Below are 23,848 nucleotides of genomic sequence, written 5' to 3' on the forward strand. Positions count from 1 at the left end.
CCATGAGTCTTTCAGGTAACCTGCTGATCGGCCAACGCGCCATCGCCGGTACACAAGCCCCGGTCTTCGCCATCAACCCCGCCACCAACGCGCAGCTCGAACCGGCCTATCCAGGCGGCAGCCGTGAGCATGTCGAGCTCGCCTGCAGCCTGGCCTGGGAAGCCTTCGACCGTTATCGCGATACCTCGCTTGAAGCACGTGCCGCCTTCCTCGAACGCATCGCCCAGAACATCGAAGCCCTCGGCGACACGCTGGTCCAGCGCGCCGTGGCTGAAAGCGGGCTGCCGCAAGCACGCATCCAGGGCGAAATCGGTCGCACCTGCTTCCAACTGCGCACCTTCGCCCGCACCGTCCGTGCCGGCGAATGGCTCGACGTGCGTGTGGACGAAGCGCTGCCTGAGCGCCAGCCACTGCCGCGTCCGGACTTGCGCCAGCGTCATGTCGCCCTAGGCCCTGTGGCGGTGTTCGGCGCCAGCAACTTCCCCCTGGCCTTCTCGGTGGCCGGTGGTGATACCGCCTCGGCCTTCGCCGCCGGCTGCCCGGTGATCGTCAAGGCCCACAGCGCCCACCCGGGCACCAGCGAACTGGTTGGCCGCGCCATCCAGCAGGCCGTTCAGGATTGCGAACTGCCCGAAGGGGTGTTCTCGCTGCTGTATGGCTCCGGTACCGAAATCGGCATTGGCCTGGTCAATGATCCACGCATCAAGGCCGTCGGCTTCACCGGCTCGCGCAGCGGTGGCGTAGCCCTGACCCAGGCCGCCCAGGCACGCCGCGAGCCCATTCCGGTGTATGCCGAAATGAGCTCGATCAACCCGGTATTCCTGTTCGAGTCGGCACTGGCCAACCGCGGCGCCGCGCTCGCCGAAGGCTTCGTCGCCTCCCTCAACCAGGGCGCCGGCCAGTTCTGCACCAATCCGGGCCTGGTGATCGCAGTCAAGAGCCCTGCCCTGGACGACTTCATCGCCACCGCCAGCACTGCCATCGCCAAGAGCCCAACCCAGACCATGCTCACGCCCGGCATCTACAAGGCCTACAGCACGGGCGTCCAAGCCCTGGCAGCCAATGCCAATGCACGCCTGCAAGCCAAAGGTGCCGAGAGCGAAGGCCACAACCAGTGCCAATCGCACCTGTTCGTGACCACTGCCCACGACTTCATGCGTGACCACACCCTGCAGGCCGAGGTGTTCGGCTCCTCTTCGCTGATCGTCGAGTGCGACGACCTGGCCCAGGCCAGGCAAGTGGCTGAGCAACTCGAAGGCCAGCTCACGGCCACCGTGCACATGGACGATGCCGATACCGACGCGGTTGCCAAACTACTGCCAACCCTGGAACGCAAGGCCGGACGCATCCTGATCAATGGCTGGCCGACGGGTGTTGAAGTGTGCGATGCGATGGTCCACGGAGGCCCGTTCCCGGCCACCTCCGATGCCCGCAGCACCTCGGTGGGCACCGCAGCGATCCTGCGTTTCCTGCGTCCGGTGTGCTACCAGAACTTCCCCGACAGCCTTCTGCCAACGGCGATCAAGCAGGGCAACCCGCTGAACCTCAGCCGCTTGGTCAACGGCCAGCGGGTTAGCTGACCGGCAATAGCGCATCCACCTACAGGACGTCGGTGGATGCGGTTTTGCCCTTTGCATACAATATGCAAATTCCAATCGGGTTCTCGAACAGTACTATGGCTAGCTTCAAGACACGTGCCCAGCACGTTGCGGACGATCTTCGCAAACGCATCCTCAGCGGTGAGTTCAAAGGCGCCACCCAATTGCGCCAGGACGCGCTCGCGCGGGACTACGACGTCAGCCGGATCCCCGTGCGCGAGGCGCTGCTGACCCTCGAGGCCGAAGGGCTGGTGCAGTTCCATCCGCATCGGGGCGCATTCACCACCGAACTCTCCACCGCCACCATCCGCGAACTCTTCGACCTGCGCGTATTGCTCGAATGCCGGGCCCTGGCGCAGGCCATACCGAAACTGACCCCAAGCGAACTCGACCGGGCCGAGCGCCTGCTGGACCAATACGATGCCGCACTGGATTCAGGCAGCGACATCGACAACTGGAGCGAGCTGAACTTCGCCTTCCACACTGCCTTGTACTCGCCGGCCCAGTTGCCGGAAACCCTGGCGATGATCACGCACCTCAATACCAAGTGCGATCGCTACATCCGCATGCAGCTGCTCTACACGCGGGAAATCCAGAAAGCCGAAAAAGAGCACCGAGAACTGCTGGAACATGCTCGCAACAAAGACATCGAGGCGGCCTGCCGCCTATTGGACCGCCACATCCGCGAAGCCTGCGAGGGCATCGTCGCGGTCCTGGAAAACAGCCTGAACCACTGACCCCCTGCCCTGAGCTTCGTCGCCAGGGCGCGGTTTGAACACGACAATTGTATAAAATCTACGATCACCGAGGTGTGAGCAGATGCTTTCAAACGAACTTCACCGCAACGGTCACGAGGTCTATGACATCGCCGTGGTCGGCGCCGGCATCGTAGGCGTGGCCTGCGCCCTGGCCTTGTCGCGCCAGGGCCATCGGGTGCTGGTGCTCGACCGGGATGAGCCGGGCCAGGGGGCATCCTTTGGCAATGCCGGTCATCTGGCCACCGAACAGGTCTTCCCCATCGCTGACGTGTCCATCCTCAAGCGCTTGCCGGCCATGCTGCTGGACCCGATGGGCCCACTGCGCCTGGACTGGCGTTACCTGCCCAAAGCCCTGCCCTGGTTCACACGTTTGCTGCTGAACCTGCGTCAACGCCCCTACCGCAACAGCGTCGCCGCCCTGCGCGCACTCAACGAGGCGAGCCTGGATGCCTGGCGCCGCCTGCTGGGCTCCATTGCAAACACGCAGTTGCTCAAGGAAGACGGCTCCCTGCTGGTCTTCGAACGCCCTGAATCGCGCACCGCGATCGACGCGCTCAAGCAGAAGATGCAGGCTCAGGGCGTGCCCGTCGATTTCTGGGACGCCAACGCCGTGCGAAATGTGGCGCCGCAGTTGTCCGAATCGATCCAGGGCGCACTGTTTTTCCCCGCGACCGGTCATTTCATCGACCCTCACCAGGTGGTGAGGGCGCTGGTGCAAGCGGCCCAGAACAAGGGTGTTCACTTCGCCCGCCAGCGCGTCGAGGGTGCCCGGGTGCACGCCGATGGCGTTGTGCTGCGCACCGACAAGGGCGAGGTCAACGCCCGAAAAGCATTGATTGCCTGCGGTGCCCACTCCGCCAAACTTACCCAGCAACTGACCGGCAAGAGCGTGCCGCTGGACACCGAACGCGGCTATCACCTGATGCTGCCCAACGAGCACGGCCGCCTGCCCATGGCTGTCACTTCCCTGGAGCGCCGCTTCATCATGACGCCCATGCAAGGCGGCTTGCGCCTGGCCGGCACCGTGGAGTTCGCAGGGCTGGAGCGAGCGCCGAACATGCGGCGGGCCTGGCAACTGCATCGGCTGACCGAGGGGCTGTTCAAGAACGCGCTGAATGTAGAAGCGGCGAGCACCTGGATGGGCTTTCGTCCGTCCCTGCCGGACTCGCTGCCGGTGATCGACCAGGCCTGCGACGGCAAGGTTTTGCTCGCCTTCGGTCACCAGCACCTGGGGCTTACCCAGGCAGCGACGACTGCCGAACTGGTTGCCTCCATGACGGGATCGGTGCCCGCTGGTGCTGGGCAGTTGCCTGCGCTTGCGCCTTACCGTTTGGATCGGTTCTGAAGTCGGGGGCTGCTTTTCAGCCCCCAGCGTCTCAGCGCTTGGCCAACTCCTCGTCCACCGCCCGCAATGACTTGCCCCGGGTCTCGCGGGTCGCGGCCACCGCGACGATCGAGATCAGCGCAGCCCCCACCAAGTACCAGGCAATCGGCGTCGAGCTGTTGTACTCCTTGAGCAAAGTCACCGCGATCAGCGGCGCCAGCGAACCCGCCAGGATCGGTGCGACCTGGTAGCACAGCGACAGCGCCGTGTAGCGGACGTGGGTCGGGAACAACTCCGCCATCAGCGCTGAGTAAGGCGCGTAGGTCATGGACTCGATGGCCAGGCCCAAGGTGATCGCGGCCATGATCAGCCACTCATTGCCGGTGTCCATCATCGGAAAGCCAACGAAGCCCCAGAACCCGGTCAGCACCGCCCCGACCAGGTACACCGGCTTGCGCCCGATGATGTCCGACAGGTACCCCATGGCCGGAATCATGAAGAAATGCAGCAGGTGCGCGCCGAACATCAGCAGCAAAATCTGCGAGGTGTCCTTGTGCACCACGAGCTTGAGGTAGGTAATGGAGAAGGTCACCACGGTGTAATAAAGAATGTTCTCGGCAAACCGCGCGCCGATGCCGATCAGCACCGCACGCCAGTGCTTGGTCAACACCTCCACCACGCCCAGTTGCGTCTGCGCCACTTTCTGTTGGCGCGCCTGCGCCTCCTTGAAGATCGGCGCATCATCCACCCGCTTGCGGATCCAATAGCCGATCAGAACCACGACCGCGGAGAACCAGAACGCCACTCGCCAGCCCCAATCGAGGAACTGCGCCTCCGAGAGGCTCGAGGACAGGATCAGCAGGATGACCGTGGCAATCAGGTTACCGGCCGGAACACCCGCCTGGGGCCAACTGGCCCAATACCCCCGACGGTTGTCCGGGCTGTGCTCGGACACCAACAGCACCGCGCCTCCCCACTCGCCCCCGAAGGCAAAGCCCTGGATCAGTCGCAGCAACACCAACAGCACCGGGGCGGCATAGCCGATCTTTTCGAAGGTGGGCAGGCAGCCCATCAGGAAGGTCGTGATGCCCACCACCACCAAGCTGATCTGCAGCAGGTGCTTGCGCCCCAGCTTGTCGCCATAGTGGCCGAACACCAATCCCCCCAAAGGCCGCGCCAGAAAGCCCACGGCATACAGTGCGAAGGCCGCGATGATGCCATCCATCGCGCTGCCGGTCTGACGGAAGAACAACTGGCCAAAGACCAGGGCCGAGGCCGTGCCATAAAGGAAGAATTCGTACCACTCCGCCACAGCGCCGGCCATGGCGGCAGCCACCACGCGTTTGATACCGGCGGGCGCATGGTCCGCCTTACGGTCAAGCGTTTTGGATGCCACAGAGGTCGTAGAGGTCATCGATGTTCCGCTCCGTTGATCGTTCGTCTTCGGCGTCCGGCCCCAATGTCCGGGGATGGATCGTCCACTTTTGTTATATCGTATTTCGTATACGATTTTACCCGAGCAAGAATGGGGCCAGCACTTCGCCCGGCTTCGGGCAAAGCGGCGCAGGGCGCGCTGCTACAGGGCTATCGGGTAAAACGGGACATGCCGCACAGGGCCGGGCGGCCCCGAGGGACTGTTACGGGAGGAAGCAATATGGCAGGCGATGCCACAGAAGGGATCAGCCTCAGCGCCGGTCGCTCAGCGATGGGGCAAGTGCTCGTAAAGGCTCTGGCAGACGCCGTCGATGTGCGCTTCGATCAGCTGTGCGGCCAGGTCGGCATCGCGGTTTCGGCACGCGGCGACGATGTCCCGGTGTTCGTGATCGGCGCGCTCCTTGCCGGCTGACAGGCTCATCTGCATGCGCAGGTAGCGCTCGACCTTGTCGTGAATCGAGCGGATCAAGCCCACCAAAAATGGCCTTTGCGCGGGCTCATAAAGACATGCATGCAGCGCCCAGTTCAGTTCGGCCCAGCGGCCAATGTCATCCTCGCCAATGAACTCGGCGCAAATCCTTTCCGCTTTCTGGAACGTCTCTTCGGTCATGTTCGGCACCGCCAGGCGGATGGCCTTGACCTCCAGCAGCACACGCACCTCGAACATCTGCGCCAGCTCAGGCTCGGAAATCTTGGTCACCAAGGCGCCACGGTTGCGGTGAAAATCCACCAGCCCTTCCGCCTCCAGGCGCTTGAGCGCTTCGCGCACCGGGATCTTGCTCACGTTGAACGCCTGGGCGATGTCGTCCTGACGCACCGGCTCGCCTTCGGCCAGATGCCCGGAAATGATCGCTTCACGCAGGTGCTCGGCGATGATTTCAGAGGTCGAGGGTGTGACACCCAGATTGGGGGCTTTGCGGGGCAGGATCGGCACGGCGGCATCCAGAGGCAATACAGTGTGGATATCTTATACGATACGCGGCACGACCGGCGCCAACCCAGTGCCTTCGCGGCGGCGCTGATCAGCACATCGCGACCGGCGCTGATGCCCAGCTCACCGCGATTCGATGCGTACGGCGTTGTTGGCGATTTCCTTGTGGATGCGGTCGTTGACGCTGCGGGTATCGACCGAGGTGACGGTGCGTTCGTTGATGGACGTCGCCGATCAGGTGTCGGTTTTCGAAATAAATGCGATTTTTCGGAAATTAATGCGACTAGGCTGATTCTCTTAGCTTCTGGCGCACTTGGAAAATGAGCAATGCGTCAGCCAATAGGCTCCGGAAAAAATCGGGAGCCAGCACCATTATCAGATAAGCGCTTTGAATGGGGATTCATGGAGCTCTTACGAAAACAGCGATTACCGCAAGCGCTAGTAATCTGCGTGGGTCAACAATCACGACCAGAGAAACCATATGCCGCCAGCTAGCGGAAATGCAAACTCGGGCACGATCGACACCGCTGTTCGCGGCATTGAGATAACCTATAATTCCCCCCATACGATAACCCTCGCCTACCAGCAGCCGGGGGACCAGCTATTTGACTATGTGGACTTTGGCGATACCGACCGAAGCGGAGATTCAATTTTCTTACTAAATTCCATGCAGTACTCCAAATTTAAAGGCTCTAGGAAAAAGTCCTGGCAGCTTCGTAACGACCTGAGCAGGTTGGCACCATTTTCAATGGCTTGTTGCTTCACTTGGCCATTCTGGAACATCAAACCACCGATACAGACTCATACCTATCAATGAAATAAACATCCAAAACATCACAGTCAGGATAGATCCACCTCCCCCAGTTAGACACTACCCATTCTTTATCGAGCCCGCCATCCACAGAAGAGCTTTCCATAGGCAAGTAGACCAGTATCAATCCAGCCTTGTAACCGGAAGTGACAATTAATCCATACGGCCTATCTTCAATCTGACTATCGAATACCATAAAATCCACAAGCTCTTCGTATGGATACTTTCCGCGCGCTCTAAATATGCTGCCGCGTGCAAAAGAGCGACTTTTGTGATCAACCAATCTCACCCTAACCTCCGGTTATTTAATTTTCAGATTATGGCCACCAGCCTTATCGGCAGGTTTTGTTTTTTTGAATTCAAAGTTCACTTCCCTAGGTGCTTGCCATTTTTAGGATCGATAACCTCAAGCGTCCGTACTGGGTGCCTAGAGCATACAAATTGCCGTCACCCGACTTATATACATCGCGCCCATTTAGTTTAGACAGCTTATTATCCTTAACTAATCCATTAGCGACCGTCACGCTAGAAGCTGCGTTCTTGATCTGAGCTACCCGCTCCCCCGGGGGGGGTAATCTAGACAAGTTCTTCTCAAACTGAGCAACAGTTTGGCCGCCTGGTAAGGAACTTTTGCACCAACGGCTTAATCTATTTCTTCAGCAAATCTTCTACCGTAAGCCTATCAATATCTCTAAAGACCACTTCTATTTCGTGCCCTTCGTCACCAGCCCAATCAAGGGCCGAATCACGCAAAACCTCAAGGTATACTTGTAGATCCTCTCTTGGCAATTCTGGCAGAGTCACATGCACAAGAACGATCTTGTGGCATGGAATCCAGCTGAGATCTCTTAAGCAATCATATAAGGCATCCCAGTTAAACCCAAAATACCCCGGCAACCAAAGCAGATAATACAGTGCCCTTATTAATTCTTCTGCAACTCCGATGGAGGGGTCAATCCGCACATAAAAAACCTCAGCCGCGTCGTATGAAGGCGGGATGTCCACAAACTTGAATGGCAACATTTTCGACAGGCCTCCGATTTTAATCTGAATGAAGGTTTTGCAGTGGTCGGCTGTGTAATACATTTCGCCGCCTTTCCCTACGACGATTCGCTGTGGCCCTGGCCCTACAATACCTGGCGTAGGATGGACGTATTCGATGTAATAACCGGCTCGTTTTTTTGGCAAATCCGATGCACGATTCTGGAATATAGAGCAGTCGTTTCGATATACAAGGCCAAGCGCAAAATCGAGAAGGCCAAGGCGCAGGTGCGGGCCAAGGTCGAGCACCCGTTCCGGGTGATCAAGCGCCAGTTCGGCTACGTGAAAGTGCGCTTCCGCGGCCTGGCCAAGAATACGGCGCAGATGGTCACGTTATTTGCCCTTTCGAACCTGTGGATGGCTCCCCGACATTTACTGGCGAATGCAGGAGAGGTGCGCCTGTAATGCGCGGAATGGTTGCTGCGAGGCACTCGCGGCAACCAAAAATCATGAAACAAACGACGGATTTGATCATGTTTTGACCAGCCGTCGTTTTTGAAATCGCTGATGGCGAAGTGACCGGGAAATTTCGGGCTACTTCAGACCATCCTTAAGTCCACCTTATTTAAACAGGAGGTTCTTGCCTCTGAAAAACCCAAACCCCAGAGTCCTCAATCGGTGCTGGATAATCTACTCTTAGGCACTCCGCCGTAACCTCACACTCAGAACAATAATCCGCAACAGCCTCTGCTTCAATAAAAGAGGACAGTTCAGAGTCACCCCCTGAAATCTCCCCACCAATATAAAATCTTACATTCAGACGATGCCCTTTCAGAGTGAATACAACTGCCCGCATATTAGCTGAAACACAACCCAAAAGCGCTCTTTGCAGAGAGAGCCTGGCAAAAACCACAGCATCGATATTCATATCACGGCCTCACCGAAACTGTTAATCCCATCTTTAGAATAGTGAATAATTCCATTGGAAGTTGGCATAGCCTTTCCTGTCACAGGATCAACATAATTGCCAATAGCCCCGCCAAAGCTCACTCTTTATTTTGATCCTAGCGCTCCTACTGGAAGATTCCCGACCTGCTGTCCAGTGCCTGCCTTTTCCGCCAGCATTCTTGGGTCAGAAGTTAATATGCTTCGTCCGGACGTATATAAATTATGCCCAGGGAAATGTTTTTCTTGAGCGCTCCATTTTATTTCTGGGACTGTAGCAGTTGCTTTTGCACCAAAAAACCTAGTAAACCACTACACCCATCAGACTCGGCCCAGGAGAAACTCTGCCGTTAAAAAGCAGAGCGGGTAGCTTTGAGTCTTGACGCGTGGCCGGCTAGTGGGTGTCTCATTTTCATCATATTGCCACTACCCCTCAATCGACCTCTTCGCCAAAATTATTGATTCTAAGAAACCAGCCAGCGGGATTTTTAGAACTGAGCCATTCAAGTCAGCAAACACCTCAAGTTCTAATTTATCCACTCCTTTATCCTGATTAATTTGAGCTACCGACTCTCCCTTATACTGAATTTCAATAGTCAACTTCTCATAGCGGCTATCGCTAAACCCAAAAATCTCAAAGTCAGGGTTGCTGTCAAGTTTCATAGCTGCACCTTTGGATCTAAGAAACCCGAGAATGAGCCATCACTATTGAACCGTAGCCCTCTACCATCTGGCGTTCTCACCTCTAGCCCACCCCGACTCAAATTTTTAAAGGTTGCGTCAGGATGTTTGAGAATTTCATTAACAATTCCTTGAGCGGTAGCATTTTGCTTTTCAATCCCACCTGAAAGCTTAGGGAATGTTCCAGTTGAGCGCTGCCCAGATGCATGTTTTGTCAGGGCTCTAGCGGCCTCTGTCAGACCTTCCTTATTAATAGGATTTGCAGCCGCTGAGACGAGGTCATCAACCGTGCGCCCACCAAAGCTTCGCAATGCGCTGGAGGTTGCTTTTGCACCTACTTTAGCATTTTTCGCGAGATTACCAGCTGCCGCCATTTGCAAGACTTGCAAAGCGAAAGCCGTACGATCTCCATACTTCAGCCGGATCAACTCCTGCTGAATGGCAGTGATCGCCTCATCATTCGACTGGGAAGTCAGGAGTACTCCAACAGCAGCCCTGACATCCTCATGCCGTAAGCGATGGCCTGGCTCACGCTCTGCTGGTCAATGTGCTTGATGTCGATCTTCAGCCCTTCCACGGCCTTGATCGCGACGTTGCCTTGGGCAATCAGCTGGGTCTGGCGCAGCGTCTCATCGGTTTGGCCCTTGCCTTTGGATGACTGCCAGGCCAGATCGCCTTTACTCTTCTCATGGCTCTCCTGGTGCAGGTCTTTCACTGCTTCGAAGGTGACGCTGCCACCACTGACAATGGCGATGTCGTTACCGCTGTCGAGTTTGGCACCTTGGTATTTCTGGTCACCGCCGCTGCGCAAGGTGATGTCGGCGCCCGCGCTGATTTCGCTGCCTCAAACTCAATCTGCACTTCGCTGCAGCACCTCCTCATAACGTCGCCTGATACTCACTACCCCCTGTGCACCATTAGCCCACCATTTCCTTTAAGAAACGAAGCCCATTCTCGTCCCGAATTGCATATACGCTTTCATACTGAAAAGAAAGAATAAATTTGCACGTTTTTTTCTCAGATAAAAAACTCAAAAAATGCTTAATTTCATTAGCGCTCGCTGCCAAAGAGTCGATTGGACAATGAAATGCACCTCTCACCCCCACATTCCAACTTAAATTCGCCCCTTCAGTTACCACCTCACTTAAACCATCACATTCACAAAATACAAAATATGTATTAGAAATTTCAAAATTCCCTGACACACCGTCACTCTCAGAACAAACATCAGCCCCAAACTCAGATAGCACCTGGGAAACTTCACCCAAAGCAATACCAGACTCTATCTCAAGACTCATAGTTACTGTCATTTCACAACCTCAATCACTTTGAACTCCCCACCCTTCATGAGGTATAACTTTTTCAAACCTTCAACCGGCTTAAGGCTCAAGGCATCTCCCACTTGATTGATAGTCAAAGGAGAGTCAGCCAAGTTAATTACTATGCTACTGGCCTGCTTTTTGACCTTATCACCTATTGTCATCAGCACAGAACCTACACTGCCAGTTCTCGGAGATGCAACATCAGCCAACTCTCCATTGATACGCAAATCCGGGTTGGCTCCTTTTTTACCAGTATTAGCCAGTTGCTCAACGTCATTGAATCGCCCCTGCTTTCCTAGACACTCTCCAAGCTCAGAAAATAGCGTTTCTCATACTCTACTGGCGACAGCTGCATAGCACTGCTGTGTCGACGTTTTGGGTTATAGAACATCTCGATGTAATCGAAACTTTAAGATGTCTCGCTCTTCCGTCACGCGCTTGAGTTCAGCACGCAGCTTGCGCAGTTCGGCTTGCTGGTCATCGTCTTGCTGACGCTGATCTTGGGGTTTGCTGTAGAGCTTGATCCAGGCGTAGAGACTGTGAACGGACATGCCCAAACGCTGGGCAACATCGGCGACAGGCTTGCCTTTCTCGGTCACTTGTTTGACCGCTTCGATCTTGAATTCTTCAGGGTAACGCTGACGACTCATGACACCTCCTATTTGGGCCTCATTATGAGGCTTGGAGGTGTCTACGAAACCAGCGGCGATTCATAAGCGTTATGAACATCGCATTGATGCATGTGGCCATCCCCTTCAAGAGCAACCGGAAAGGTGCCAGCTTCTTCACGTCGAATGACCCGATTCTGGAACCAGACTTAGCCGCTCTACTCGAGGGCAACCTGATCCAGGACGTGCTGGCTCCGTTGGGCGCAGATGGCTGGACGCTGGTCAGCGTACAGCCCGTGTGCCGCGCCGAGATCAAGATCGGCAACCACAATGCCCAAGGCTGGGCCTATGGTTTCCCGATGCCCACAGGATATCTCCTGTTCCTACAACGAGAGCGACTATGAAGCTATTTATGAGTCATATCCTGTCGCTTTTGCACCGAGTTAGTCCGGAATTTCTTCCACAAATGGCTCACGGACAGAGTTCAGGAATTTTTTGTCGACAGCGCCGATCGTAACGAAATTAATTCTGGCCTGCTCAAGGCTGACGGAATTCGCCCCCCATCGTAAGTCGGATCACGGAATTGTGCATCGTCATCTTCCCACCCACAAACAGGGCAAATCTCAAAAGTTCCTGGAGGACTCTCATCAAACGTCAAAAATTCACAACAAGGGCAAGGGTGTCTCACTGCTTAATCTCCTATTGCCGATTTCAGTAGTTAATTCCATCAGTAGGAGGAAACATCGTTCTAGGTGCACCATCTTGCTGTAACACACCAAATGTACTTGTACCTGGGTCATATCTAAGTGTGTCCCCTCGTGCATTGGTCTTTGCCGTGCTGGTGATGTTTTGCAGCGCCTGATTGACCGCGAATCGACTGATGTCGCCCACCGTATTCAAACGGTGTGGCGATCTTGCCAGTCATTCGCGATGTGGGTAGTACCGTCAACAACTATATGGATGGCCAGTACCATCGCCTAGGCGGCGCTGCATGACGTCCGCCGAGCAGGCCGAGCATGTAGTCGCTGTTGAGGAAGCCTTTGAGGCTGCCCCAATTGAATTGGGTTGACCAATCTGCAAAACACCTGAGCGCGCCTTATAGATTGGTCGAACATAATATTTTTAAAGAGCGGTGGATAAGCAAAGCGTTATCTACCCTACATCCAGGCTACTCGCTCAATTAGACAGGGACTTCCTTGAGTATCGTTCTTCTAATATTTCAGCAGACCTTAGAACACTCTCCCCCTCATCAGGAAAGAAAGCAGAGTAAACATCAGCTGCAACTTTCATCAGAAGAACGTAGTCAGGCACTGGGATACTTGAAGTTTCCACTTCACCCAAAAAGAAACTGACCTCATTGAAGTCTTCCGGGTCGTCCCAGTCCTGATCAAGTGAGTAGAAAAAACCCTCACTTACAGAGAAGCCAACTCCCCGCGAAGCGTCATAGATAAACGCAGGAAAATTAGTTCGCCCTCTCACTATAGATGCCTCTATCAGCTCATAAAGGTCCTCATAATCCAGGCCAGTTGAAGCAAATGATTCCTTGAGGCTTTCAAGCCAAGCCAAGCCAGCCATCAGTTCGTCCTCGGCGGCATAGTAATGAAGGAGTTTGTTATTTCTCCAGTTTTGCTATTACGTATCACCTGGAAGTAATAGCCGTCAACCTTAATACTAGCCTCTCTCAACGCCGGACTGGTTTTGAAGAAAGCCTCGGCCTGAACTGCCGCGCGACTAGACATATCAGCCACCTTGCTATCCGGCAGCACCTTTGGATCGTATGTCGTTTTCGTGGATGTAGGCTTATACCCACCAATCAATTCGCCCTTAGTGTTGGTTCTAGGCAACTGATAGCGGTACTCAACAAGACCTGGAAAGCGGGCGTCCGTGATTTTGTTGGAGATTTTCGCGCCGGTTATTTCAACCGACTCTAGGAAGGCATCGCTATTATGAGCCCCAGAGATCGTGCCCGCCTTGCTATTTCGCACGCCAATCTGAGTGTTGTGACTGAGAACTGACTCGCCAAAGTTCTTCGGAAGTGTGGAAGCTGCTTGACCTCCTGTCGTGGCAGTTCCTTTTGCACCCGCAACCCGCTCAGCCTTAACCGCCGCCCAGTACTCATATGCCTTGTTTACATTAGACGAAGCCCCAGGTACAGCCCCTGCTCCCGGACGGCTACCACCCGCCCCCGCCATCCCGGCAATGCCGCCAATGACGATAGCACCGAAGCCATACACTTCATCCAAGGAATTCAAAGCTTTGAAGCTTCGATCAAGCAGCTCGAACTTGATGTTCTCACACGTGGGCGTCGTGCACTGTAGCGTTCCGAGCGCGGCCAGCCCGCCTTGGATCTGGGTCATCAGGTCCTTCGCGCGTACCGGCCCCATGGTTTTCAGCGCGTCATCAAGGTTCTCCAGACTCTCCTTGTTGTAGCCGCTGCCAATCCACATGTCCCGTTCACAGCTTGGTTTACCCTTGCAACTGTGAATGTCTTCAACCAGGTCTTCCGCTCGCTCATGATTGAGGAAGTTGTATTGAGTGGCGTTCTTGGCAATCCAGGCACCGGTCTCCATCCCTTTACCATCGGGCTTCACCAACCCTGCCGCCACGAGGCCCACCAACTGCGACGACATGACCAGTAAGGCGTCCCTGTTCTTGGGACTCAACCGTGTAACGGCTTGCCTCAACTCGGTCGCCAACGCTTCGTTGGCACCAGCGGCAATGGCGCCACTGGCGAAGTCCTTGCCCGCGGCCTCGGCCACCAGCCCACCTACCAGCGCGTGCGCCGCAATCTTCTGCGCACTGCCATTTTCCAGGTGCAGATTACCCACGGCATTGAACGCAGCGGCGGCTAGCGTGTTGTACAGCGAGTCTTTTAACGCGCTACCGAAACTTCCTCCCTGCCCCAATGCTTGGCTCAAAGCCGTGCTGGTGATGTTTTGCAGCGCCTGATTGGCGGCAAATCGGCTGATGCCCTCAACCGTATTCAACGGCGCAACGACCTTGCCAGTCACCGATTGTGTTTCGGTGCCCGTCAACTTATCGAAATAACCTGCGCTCAGCCCACCCACGATGCTGGCAATGGCTATTTGCTTGAGGCTGTCGCTGCTGAAGCTATCCTGCAGTACCTTACCCAGGTCACCCTTGTTGTTGATCAGGCTGACCGCGGCAGTGCTGGACAGGCTCCCTGCCGCACCAACACCCGCCCCAAACGTTACCGTAGCCGTTCCCACTCCCGCGCTACCGAGCGCACCGGCGGCAGCCAGCCCGCCAATCGCGGCTGCCGCAATCGCAATGGCAATCTGTGTGGCCGGCCCCATGCCCGAGTTGCTGTACTTCCAACTGTCATGGATCTCCCGCACCTGCCGCCAATCCACATCCCCGCGCTTTTCCGCCTCCTTCAGCCACGCCAAATTCGGGTCGGCCTTGACCATCGCGTCGATGGCCTGGCTCACGCTCTGCTGGTCGATGTGCTTGATGTCGATCTTCAGCCCTTCCACGGCCTTGATCGCAACGTTGCCTTGGGCAATCAGCTGGGTCTGGCGCAGCGTCTCATCGGTTTGGCCCTTGCCTTTGGATGACTGCCAGGCCAGATCGCCTTTGCTCTTCTCATGGCTCTCCTGGTGCAGGTCTTTCACAGCTTCGAAGGTGACGCTGCCACCACTGACGATGGCGATGTCGTTACCGCTGTCGAGTTTGGCACCCTGGTACTTCTGGTCGCCGCCGCTGAGCAAGGTGATGTCGGCGCCCGCGCTGATCTCGCTGCCCACCGCCTTGATGTCAGTGACTTCGTCACGCTGGGTTTTGCTCTGGCCCCAGTTGCCCTTTTCCTTCATGTCGTACAGCGAGTAGTCGCTGTCGTTGGCGGCGAGCAGCTCGATCTTGTCGCCGGCCACCAGGTAGGCTTCATTGCCAGCGCCGATCTTGCTGCTGACGAGGGTGATGTTTTCGCCGGCATTGACCAGCACGTCGCCGCCCGCCTTCAGCTCGGCGGACTGCTGGCGGACCATGTCGTCCTGGCGCTGGATTTCCTTGCCGCCGCCTTTGTAGTCGCTGTTGCTGTGCGTTTCGTTCGCGGCGGCGCTGATCAGCACATCGCGACCGGCGCTGACGGCCAGGTCTCGGCCTGCCTCGACCCGGCTGGCCACGACATTGACGTCACGACCGGCGTTCACTTGCAGATCCCCGCCCACCTGCACGTCGCTGCCGTGCTGGGTGACCTCGCTGATGTTGCCGGTGACCCGACGGCTCTTGAAGTCGGCGCTATCGACTTCCTGCGCGGACACTATGCTCAGGTCACGCCCGGCCTGCAATGCCGCGTCGCCCCCGGCCTGGATCACGCTGCCGGTGCTGACCAGGTCGCGCCCGGCGATGATGCCCAGCTCACCGCGCGATTCGATGCGGGCGGCGTTGTTGGCGATTTCCTTGTGGATGCGGTCGTTGACGCTGCGGGTATCGACCGAGGTGATGGTGCGCTCGTTGATGACGTCGCCGGTCAGGGCCGAAAGATTGACGTCGCCACCGCTGATGATGCCGCCAGCGGCATTGCGGATGCTGTCCATCGCCAGCAGGTCGAGCCGCTTGCTGGCTTCGATCAGGCCAGTATTGTCGAGGTGGGTGGCGGTGGCCGAGAGGTTGCCACTGGCGCGCAAGGTACCTTGGTTGCTCAGGTCGCCACCGCTGATCAAGGCCACATCATTGCCCATGATCAACGCGCCGTTAGGGGCCAAGCGGCCATCGGCCTGGGCCAGGTAGAGCACCGGCACCAGGACCTTTTCGCCGTTGACCACCGCCTCTTCGAGCCAGACGATGTCGTGGGTCAGTGCGGCGACCTGTTCGGCGGTCAGGCCGACGCCTACCTTCAGCTGAACGCGGTCTTTGTAAGCAATGGCGTTGTCCATCAGGTACTTGAACAGGGCTTCGTCGTTGGCTATGCCGTCGATGTAACGCTGGCCGGTACGTGCCACCACGGCCTGTTGGATCAGGCGCTGTTCATAGAGGCCATCACCCAGGCGCTTCTGCGCCTTGTCCGGGTCGTAGCCGACCCGGTCGAGCAGATAGTCCGAGCCCAGGAAACGCTTGAGCTTCGTCAGCTCAGGGTTGGTTTCGATCAGGTATTTGTGGCTGTTGTCCGGGGCAGCCGTGTTGGGCACGCCCTGTACACGCGGCACGCTCAAGGTAGAACCGGACACCGCATTGGCGCTTTGCCCGGCGACGATGAGCCCGCCTGTGCCTTGTGCGCTGCCACCGGCACCGCTCTGGCCACTGAGGCGGAACAGGCCGTTTTCACCTTGAGGTAGGGTGAAGCTCGGCAGGCTGATGGGTTTGACCTGGCGCTGTACCAGGTCCGGCGGCAATTGCGAGGTGACTGCGAACTGGCCGGTAGTCGCACCGTTGGCCGTGTTGACGTTGCGCTTGCTGATGGTCTGGGAGCCGGCATTGCGACGCACCACACTGTTGTCGAACTGGTCGCTGGCATTGATGTTGACGTTGCCGGCGGCCTGAAGCACGGCGTTGGCGACTGGTGTGCCCGACACTTGTACTTCTGCCGTTGCAAGGCCATGGAAGTTATGCGCGGGGTAACCGCCGGACTCGAAGACCTGCTGACGCGTCAAGGCACCAGGGTTGTAGTCCGGCGAGGCGGGATCGTTGTAGCGGTTGTACAGGTCCTTGTTGGCCCTGAATGTCCAGTAATAGGAATCGGTGCGGGTATAGAAAGCCCCGTCCAGGTGCTTCTCGACGCCTCCCGCCGCTCCTTGATTACGGAAGGTGGCAGCCTGGATATCGATGTTGCCGCCCGACGCGATGCTGCTGTAGAGGTTATCGAACGCGCCACCGCGGAACCGGAAGTCACCACCGGCGGTGATGCTCGCCTGGGGTGAGTCATGCGTGACGACGTCCTCGTAGCGCTCCCAGGACTGGAACTTGAACTCACAGCCCTTACCGTCGCAGACGTCGTCAGCGAACATTCGGATGTTGCCGGCGACCAACTGCTGGCCGATCTGGAAATCGTCGTCACGGCGATTGTCGAAGTCCTGCACCAACAGCGTCATGGCTCCGGCGCTTTCGAAACTGCCGGAAACGTTTTGGACGCTGCTCGCCCAGCCTTGCTGGTCATTGGCGGCGATATGCAGACTGCCCAGGCTGTAGACATCGGCATAGCGGTTGTTGAAGTTCCCGACGCGCAACTGCATGTCGCCGCCGCTGAAGATCAATCCGTTTTCGTTGAGCAGGGTCGCGGCGGTCAGGTGCAGATCATCCGCACTGCCCAACGTGCCGTAGTTGTTCAGCGTGGCGGCGCTGACACGCAGGTCTTGGGTCGATGTCAACCGCCCTCTGTTTTCGACCAGGCCGGTGCTGGTAACGCTGGTGGTGCCTCCCCCGATAATGCTGCCTGCCTGGCCAAGCGTGATGGAACCGGTGCGCAACGTGAGGTTGCCCACGCTGCTCAGGCGTGCGCGGCTCCCGTAGTTACCCGTCAAGGTGAGGTCGAGGCTGCCATCGCTGGCAATCAGCCCACTGTTGCTCCAGTTGCCGCCGCTGCCGGTCAAGCGCTGCACTGCGAGCAACTGACCATTGGCGCCCTGATTGAGTTGGCCAATCGTCAGGTTGAGATTACGCGCCTGGATGATGGCGTTGTTGGTCCAGGCGGAAGCTTGATAACTGAGGTCGCCATTGGTCGTGAAGCTGCCCCCGGCCAGGCCGGCCTGGGCCAGGTTGATGCCGAAATTGCCGGTGCCGACATGCAGCACGGTACCCGCAGTGTTCTGCAAAGTGCCTGCGCGAAGGTCGAGGTTTTGGGCCGCCGTCTCGATTCGACCGAGTCGGTTGTTCAACAGACCGGATGCAGCTAAAAGCGTGGTACCTGTCTGGCCCAGCGCGCGAATGGCGCCGGAGGTATTGTCGATACTGGCAGCTGACAACGTCACCGGGCCACTGCTTTCGATCAAACCGTACTGGTTGCTCAAGGCGCCTTGCAGGCTGAAGTCGATACTCGCGGCACCGACCTTGCCGCCCAGGCCGGCACTGCTGCCCTGGTTCAACAGTTGATCGGCGCGAACGTGCAGCAGCTCGCTGGCATACAGCCCACCACCACGGTTATCGAGTTCGCCGGTAACGATGCGGCTTTCACCGTCGATCGCCGAGAGGTGGCCTTTTCGGTTATCGATGGCCGTCGTCGCTTGCACATCGAGCGATTGCGCCTGGGTCGTGCCTGCGTTGTTGCCGAACCAGTCGGTGACCAGTTTCAGCCAGCCCGCACTGCTGAGAACACCGCCGCTGCCGTTGTCCAACCGGGTACTTTGCAAATCCAGATTGCCGGCCTGGCTGGTGATGTGCCCGCCCTGGTTGTTGGCCACCTCCTGAATGCGCAAGGTCGTGTCGAGCTGCCCTCGCAGGGTGCCGTCGACGTTGTCCAGGTCAGAAGCCGCGATCTCCAGCGTTCCCGCCTTGCTGTAGATCAGGCCGCCCTGGCGGTTGACCAGGGCCTCGGTCAGCGTCAGGTCTAGTGCATCCTGACTGGCGACAGTGCCAGTTGCACTGTTGTCGAAGCGCCCGGCGAGGATGTGAAGCAGCCCTTGGCTGACCAGTTGCCCACCACGGTTGTCGACGGACCTGGCAGTCAGATCCAGCGGTCCGGCGCTGGCCAATGTGCTGCCCGCCCCGATGTTTAGCAGCGCACCGAGCAAGCCGAGGCGCAAATCACCATCACTGACCAGGCGGCCACCGCTGTTGTCGAGGCTGGCGGTGTCGAGCTTGACCCCGTTCGCGGTGATCTGCCCGCCGCGGTTATCCCAGGCCTTGCCACTGCCGACCAGGGTGCCGTGGGCGCTGAGCAGCCCGCCACTGCGGTTGTCAAGATTACCGGCCAGCTTCAGGCCAAGATTGCCCTGAGTTGAGAGGATGCCACTGGTGTTATTCAGGCTTGCGGCGTCGAGCGTGATATCGCCCCGGCTGACCAGCGCACCCTTGCCATGGTTGTCCAGCGCACCGCTCAACGTCAGGCCAAGTGCACCCTCGCGGCTGGAAAGCGTGCCGCCTGCGCTGTTGTCCAGGCTGACGCCTTCGACGGTCAGCCCCCGCCAGCCAGACATCAAGCCTTGGTTGGCATTGCGCAAAGTGGCCGCCTGCAGGCCGAGCGGGCCCGCGCTGATGATCCGCCCTTGATCGCCGTTGTCGAGCGTGCCGCGGGCGACGAGGTCAAAGCTTTGCTTGCTGGAAACCTCGCCACCCCGGTTGTCGAAGTTACCCAGCCCTTTGATCTGCAGCAGGCCGCCTGCGCTGAGCAAGCTGGCGCGATTGTCGAAATCGCCCGGCTGAGCGCCCGTCCCCAGTTCGATCAGGACGTTGCCTTCACCAATCAGTCGCGCCTGTTGCTGAACCAGGCGGGCAACCGTCAACTGCAGGTTCTGCTTGGCAGAGACCTCACCACCGCCGAGGGATTCGAACTGCCCGGCCCGAAGCGTGAGTGCGCCCTGACTGGTGATCAGACCGCCTGATGTGCCACTGGCGTTGCTGCCATTGAGGATATTGTCGGTGGTCAGGTCGAGCCCCTGGCTGGCGCTGATCACACCGTCGCGGTTGTCGAGATCGCCCGTGGTGCCCGTCAGTCGCCCTTGGGCGATCAGGCGTCCATCGCGGTTGTCGGTCGCGCCGAGGGCAAGGGTTAGGTTGCCGTCGCTGGCAAGGCTGCCACCCTGACTGTTGTTCAACGCGCCAAGGTCAAGCTGCACGTCACCCAGGCTGCTGATCACGCCGAGGGCACTGTTGTTCAGGTGTGTGCCAGAGATGCTGACGCCGGCATCGCCGACCATCAGGCCACCGCGATTGTCCAGGCTGGGGCTCTGCACCTCGAGCGTGCCCTTGGCCGAAAGCAGGCCGTCGGCCTGGTTATCGAGCGTCTGTTTCACGCGCGCCTGAAGGGTGCCGTTACTGACGAGGTTGCCCTTGCCACTGTTGTCCAGCCGCTCAAGTTCGAACATCAGCGACTGCTCGGCCGAGAACAAACCAAGCTGATTGATCACCTCGCCGCCCGCTACATTCACGCGATTGGCGATGGCCTTGCCCTCGCGGTTATCCAGCCGCGTGGCGCTGATACCGAGCTGAGCGTCTGCGACAAGGCGGCCCTTGCGGTTATCGAGCGTTCTGGCTGTTAGCTGGGCATCGGCCCCTTTGAGCGTGCCGCCCTGGTTGTCCAGGGTGCCTGCCTTCACCTGCAGGTTGCGGCTGGCCACCACACTGGCGCTGTTGCGCAGATCCTGCGCCGTCAGCGTTACATCGCCCTGGGTGTTGCGACTGTTGTCTGCATTGACCCCAGCCTCGACGATACCGCTGTTAATGAGCTGCGCGCCGCTGAGCTGGACATGCCGCCCGGCTGCCACGCTCTGGTTGTTGCTCAATTGGCCGCGAGCGCTCAGCTCAGCGGTACCAGCGGCATACACAGGGCCATCGACGATGACCTGCTGAGCCTTGGCGCGCAGATCGCCTGCGCCGCTGACCTGAGCCATGCGCAATTGCCCATTGGCGTCCAGCTGGATATCGCCACCGCTGGCGATCAGCTTGCCATCAAGCTTTACACCCACTCCAGCTTCTGTACCCACCAGCTTGATCGACCCGGCGTACATGCCGCCCAACGCCGAAGAGTCGATGGCCAGCTCTGGTTTGGCGGTGCCGTTGTCAGTGCGAGCAGTGGCAGCCAGTGTGCGGGCGTCGACATCGTTGCGCCCGGCGACGATGGTCAGCTCGCGGGCCTGGATCTGGGCGTTGATCTTCGCGCTGCGGGTGATGATCTCGAAGCTATCGACGTTGGTGGCGTTGAGCCCAGCCCCTTCGATGATTACTTGGCCTTGGTCGACCTGGTGGCGGGTCAACTGGCCATTCTCGATCACCGGTCGCCCCGTGCTCAGCGTGGCCCGGGGCGTGTTGATGAAGCCGCAACCGTCACAGGTGATGCCGTGGGGGTTGGCGACGATGACGTGTGCCCGTTGCCCTGCAACTTCGGTGTAGCCGCGCAACTGGCTGGGGTTGGTACCGTTGACTTCGTTGAGGATGGTAGTAGCGGCGCTGCCCTTCAGATTGGGATTGCCGAGGACGATGCCACCCAACTGGGTCGCCTGGGTCCGCCCGGTGGCATTGTTGAGGATGACGCCCTGCTTACCGACGTTGTAATCACTGAAGCGGTTGTGCGAGAGCCCGCTGCCGTTGGGCGCGGCGATGTTGACGATCGGTACGCCGTTGCCCGCCCGATCAAGGCTCGTCCCCGGCGCACTGACCACGATACCTTCACCCGCCTGGGCCCATAACGGCTGCCAGAAGATGGCATTGGCCAATATGAAGGCCAAGCCACGCTTGGGCAATCCGCAAAAGCGCTCACGGGGTTGAATGCTGGCCGAGCGTTGGCGGGCCAGGAAGGCGAATAGGCGAACGTCCATGTGTGCTCTCGTGAATCAGGTGTCAGATGAAAAGGTCCAGGCGCAAATAGACCGGGTGTTCCTTGTCGGGCAGCGCATCGGGCCGCTCCAGGCTGCGGGCGAAGGTCACGCTCGCCGCGAGGTGCTCACCCCGGGCGAACAACTCCAGCGAGTGGCTGCTGGCACGCCCATGGAAGTCGCCGTTGTAGCGGTCATTGCGGATCACACCCAAGTCGTAACCCAGGCCCATGCCGTACTCGGCGACGATCGGCCGCAAGGAGGGCCAGGTGACCGGTCGACTCCAGCGCAGATCGTTGCGCCAGTAACCACCGCTGTCGCCGGACAGCGACTGGTCCTTGAACCCCCGAATCGAAGCCAAGCCCCCTAAACTGATACGTTGCGAGCTGAACAGCACATCCTCGCTGCGCTGGCCGTTGGCCAGGCTACTGAAGCTCAGGCGCTCGCCAAGGAGCTCGAAGCCTTGGATGAAGCTGAGGGTCGCGCTGTATTTGCGATAACGCGCCACCGGTTCGCCGGGCCGCGGATGACCATTGTCCTGGGCATCGAAAGCACCGATGCCCTGCTGAATACCGAGATCGAGGTTGACGAAAGCCCTACCCAGGCGACGGCCATGGTTGATGCCGAACTGCGCCTCGCTGAGGCGATTGCTGCTAGCGTCCAGACGCGTATCTTCGATGTAGTTGTTGGTACGCAGGTGGACGATCCCGACGTTCAAAGCCGTCTTGCTGACTGCGTCACGGTGCACAACGCGCTCAGCGCGCAGTTGGTGGTTCTGGTTGTCACCGGTCTGCTTGAAGGCAAAGTTGTTGGCCCGTGCTGTCGAGCGATATTCGTTTTCGCTGTAGCTGTAGCTGAAGTTCCACCACCCCCACGGCAGGTTGTAGTACAGCACGCGGTTGTTCGAACCTTGCGTGTGATCGCTGACCACATCATGGCCCCCACGCAACACCAATTGGTCAGCCAGCCCCAACGGGCGGTCCCATTCAAACCCCACATTGACTTGCTGCTCGCCCGTGCTGCGCTGGCCTTCATTGTTGCGCGACAGCGAGGCACGCCAAGGCTTTTGCGGTGCATTGCGTACCAACACACGGCTACCACCGACCGCCTCGCCTGGGGAGAGCTCCATCTGCGCCTGGTTCGACGGCAAACGATTGAGCTGGTCGACCATCTGCTCGATCTCACGCAGATTGAGCAACTGGCCCGCCGAACCGGGAAAGGCCATGGCCAGTTCACGTTCGGACAGACCACTGCTGTCGTCGGTGCGAAAACTTTCCAGACGCCCTTCCACGACCATCACCTGCAAATGGCCTGACGAAAGATCCTGTTGCGGCAAGTACGCACGACTGGTGACCAAGCCGCGCGCCAAGTACAGGTCGGTGATGGCCTTGAGCAAAGCGTTGAGCTGGGATACGCCCAGGCATTGGCCGATGAAAGGCTTGAGCAGTGCCTGACGGTCACTGGCCGACAGGCTGTCGGCGCCTTTGAGTTCGATGGTGCTGATGTCGAAGCAGCGCACGTCTTCCGGACGCTGGGAGGGTGCGGGCTGGGCAGCCTTACCCGGCAAAGAACGCAGCTCCTCGAGTCGGCGCTGTTGTTCTTCGAGGAGGCGGTTCTGCCGTTCACGGATCAAATCCTGGTCGCCCGGCGAAGCCCACACGGAGCTGACGACACTGCCAAACACGACGCACAAGACAAACCCTTGCGCGGTAAGCTGACCGCACTTCATTGACGCTTCCCTGAGTCATAGAAAATCGGGGAGCGATGTTATTTAGGTGTCACATTAGCGTCAATTTAACACCGCCCTTTTGGCGGTAAGACGGTTCTGAAATTCGGATAAACGACTACAACGCACCAAGAGCTGGTGGGAATAAATACGGCGCTGCATCCTCCCAGCTACGAAGCAGAGCAATGCCAAGCATTCGACCGAGAATGCAAAAAGCCCCTGAAACTTTCGTTTCAGGGGCTTTTCATGTATGGCGGAGAGATAGGGATTTGAACCCTAGGTACCCGCGAAGGTACAACGGATTT

At 58.3% G+C, this 23,848-nt stretch carries 17 protein-coding genes and 6 pseudogenes; 6 read left to right on the top strand and 17 right to left on the bottom strand.

Features of this window, described 5'->3' with window-relative positions; translation table 11 throughout:
- Window positions 1–2 precede the first annotated feature (2 nt).
- The 3 genes from DQ397_RS03500 to DQ397_RS03510 all read left to right on the top strand — a co-directional run bounded on the left by DQ397_RS03500 (window position 3) and on the right by DQ397_RS03510 (window position 3,701).
- Complete coding sequence (locus tag DQ397_RS03500) at window positions 3–1,580, top strand: aldehyde dehydrogenase (NADP(+)) (protein ID WP_043214711.1); 1,578 nt, start codon at window positions 3–5, stop codon at window positions 1,578–1,580.
- 95 nt (window positions 1,581–1,675) lie between these two features.
- Complete coding sequence (locus DQ397_RS03505; RefSeq protein WP_043214709.1) at window positions 1,676–2,335, top strand: GntR family transcriptional regulator; 660 nt, start codon at window positions 1,676–1,678, stop codon at window positions 2,333–2,335.
- Window positions 2,336–2,417: 82 nt separating this feature from the next.
- Window positions 2,418–3,701 carry an FAD-binding oxidoreductase gene (locus tag DQ397_RS03510; RefSeq protein ID WP_043214708.1) on the top strand — a complete coding sequence of 428 codons (1,284 nt, stop codon included), beginning with the start codon at window positions 2,418–2,420 and terminating at the stop codon, window positions 3,699–3,701.
- A 31-nt stretch (window positions 3,702–3,732) separates the two neighbouring features.
- On the opposite strand, the gene abaF is transcribed toward DQ397_RS03510, so the two are convergent.
- Complete coding sequence (abaF, locus tag DQ397_RS03515; RefSeq protein WP_043214705.1) at window positions 3,733–5,094, bottom strand: fosfomycin efflux MFS transporter AbaF; 1,362 nt, start codon at window positions 5,092–5,094, stop codon at window positions 3,733–3,735.
- Between the two features lie 285 nt (window positions 5,095–5,379).
- A complete protein-coding gene (locus tag DQ397_RS03520; RefSeq protein WP_043214741.1) occupies window positions 5,380–6,039 on the bottom strand; it encodes a GntR family transcriptional regulator in 660 nt (219 codons plus the stop codon).
- A 487-nt stretch (window positions 6,040–6,526) separates the two neighbouring features.
- Between DQ397_RS03520 and DQ397_RS03525 the strand changes: the two genes are divergently transcribed.
- Entirely contained in the window at window positions 6,527–6,862 is a 336-nt protein-coding gene (locus DQ397_RS03525; RefSeq protein ID WP_080642151.1) for an OprD family outer membrane porin, read from the top strand.
- On the opposite strand, the gene imm45 is transcribed toward DQ397_RS03525, so the two are convergent.
- The 3 genes and pseudogenes from imm45 to DQ397_RS24900 form a co-directional block, all read right to left on the bottom strand.
- Window positions 6,828–7,145 (bottom strand): Imm45 family immunity protein, encoded by a 318-nt coding sequence (gene imm45 / locus DQ397_RS03530; RefSeq protein ID WP_080642150.1) that lies wholly within the window; start codon window positions 7,143–7,145, stop codon window positions 6,828–6,830. The two genes, DQ397_RS03525 and imm45, sit on opposite strands and share 35 nt — an antisense overlap.
- A 359-nt stretch (window positions 7,146–7,504) precedes the next feature.
- Window positions 7,505–7,942 carry a barstar family protein gene (locus DQ397_RS03535; protein ID WP_080642149.1) on the bottom strand — a complete coding sequence of 146 codons (438 nt, stop codon included), beginning with the start codon at window positions 7,940–7,942 and terminating at the stop codon, window positions 7,505–7,507.
- Window positions 7,943–7,960: 18 nt separating this feature from the next.
- Window positions 7,961–8,146 (bottom strand): annotated as a pseudogene (locus tag DQ397_RS24900) (hypothetical protein); the annotation flags it as partial.
- Between DQ397_RS24900 and DQ397_RS03540 the strand changes: the two are divergent.
- Window positions 8,084–8,302 (top strand): annotated as a pseudogene (locus tag DQ397_RS03540) (transposase); the annotation flags it as partial. The pseudogenes DQ397_RS24900 and DQ397_RS03540 overlap by 63 nt on opposite strands.
- 459 nt (window positions 8,303–8,761) lie before the next feature.
- Here the strand turns inward: DQ397_RS03540 and DQ397_RS24905 are convergent.
- The 8 genes and pseudogenes from DQ397_RS24905 to DQ397_RS03580 all read right to left on the bottom strand — a co-directional run.
- Window positions 8,762–9,046: pseudogene (locus DQ397_RS24905) on the bottom strand (polymorphic toxin type 50 domain-containing protein).
- Between the two features lie 162 nt (window positions 9,047–9,208).
- On the bottom strand, window positions 9,209–9,445 hold the full coding sequence (locus DQ397_RS03555; RefSeq protein WP_043214700.1) for a hypothetical protein: 237 nt from the start codon (window positions 9,443–9,445) through the stop codon (window positions 9,209–9,211).
- Complete coding sequence (locus DQ397_RS24450; RefSeq protein WP_178113770.1) at window positions 9,442–9,852, bottom strand: hypothetical protein; 411 nt, start codon at window positions 9,850–9,852, stop codon at window positions 9,442–9,444. The genes DQ397_RS03555 and DQ397_RS24450 overlap by 4 nt, the downstream gene beginning before the upstream one ends.
- Window positions 9,853–9,980: 128 nt before the next feature.
- A pseudogene (locus DQ397_RS03560) lies at window positions 9,981–10,307 on the bottom strand (hemagglutinin repeat-containing protein); the annotation flags it as partial.
- 73 nt (window positions 10,308–10,380) lie between these two features.
- A complete protein-coding gene (locus DQ397_RS03565; protein ID WP_148921475.1) occupies window positions 10,381–10,773 on the bottom strand; it encodes a hypothetical protein in 393 nt (130 codons plus the stop codon).
- The gene (locus DQ397_RS03570) at window positions 10,770–11,012 is read right to left on the bottom strand and encodes a hypothetical protein (protein ID WP_148921476.1); all 243 of its coding nucleotides are present in this window, start codon (window positions 11,010–11,012) and stop codon (window positions 10,770–10,772) included. The genes DQ397_RS03565 and DQ397_RS03570 overlap by 4 nt, the downstream gene beginning before the upstream one ends.
- A gap of 68 nt (window positions 11,013–11,080) precedes the next feature.
- Entirely contained in the window at window positions 11,081–11,176 is a 96-nt protein-coding gene (locus tag DQ397_RS24910) for a hypothetical protein (RefSeq protein ID WP_148921477.1), read from the bottom strand.
- A gap of 16 nt (window positions 11,177–11,192) precedes the next feature.
- A pseudogene (locus DQ397_RS03580) lies at window positions 11,193–11,435 on the bottom strand (transposase); the annotation flags it as partial.
- 71 nt (window positions 11,436–11,506) lie between these two features.
- Between DQ397_RS03580 and DQ397_RS03585 the strand changes: the two are divergent.
- Complete coding sequence (locus tag DQ397_RS03585) at window positions 11,507–11,797, top strand: hypothetical protein (protein ID WP_230387447.1); 291 nt, start codon at window positions 11,507–11,509, stop codon at window positions 11,795–11,797.
- A gap of 39 nt (window positions 11,798–11,836) precedes the next feature.
- Here the strand turns inward: DQ397_RS03585 and DQ397_RS24915 are convergent.
- The 4 genes and pseudogenes from DQ397_RS24915 to DQ397_RS03605 all read right to left on the bottom strand — a co-directional run bounded on the left by DQ397_RS24915 (window position 11,837) and on the right by DQ397_RS03605 (window position 23,546).
- Window positions 11,837–12,081: pseudogene (locus DQ397_RS24915) on the bottom strand (CPCC family cysteine-rich protein).
- 488 nt (window positions 12,082–12,569) lie between these two features.
- Entirely contained in the window at window positions 12,570–12,968 is a 399-nt protein-coding gene (locus DQ397_RS03595) for a hypothetical protein (RefSeq protein WP_043214263.1), read from the bottom strand.
- Entirely contained in the window at window positions 12,968–21,820 is an 8,853-nt protein-coding gene (locus DQ397_RS03600; protein ID WP_052352499.1) for a DUF637 domain-containing protein, read from the bottom strand. Before DQ397_RS03600 ends, DQ397_RS03595 begins: the two co-directional genes overlap by 1 nt.
- 22 nt (window positions 21,821–21,842) lie before the next feature.
- Window positions 21,843–23,546, bottom strand: a complete 1,704-nt coding sequence (locus DQ397_RS03605) for a ShlB/FhaC/HecB family hemolysin secretion/activation protein (protein WP_043214264.1) — start codon at window positions 23,544–23,546, stop codon at window positions 21,843–21,845.
- Window positions 23,547–23,848: the final 302 nt, after the last annotated feature.

The sequence above is a fragment of the Pseudomonas sp. CK-NBRI-02 genome, assembly GCF_008124495.1.
In the GTDB taxonomy this organism is placed as follows: Bacteria; Pseudomonadota; Gammaproteobacteria; order Pseudomonadales; family Pseudomonadaceae; genus Aquipseudomonas; species Aquipseudomonas guariconensis.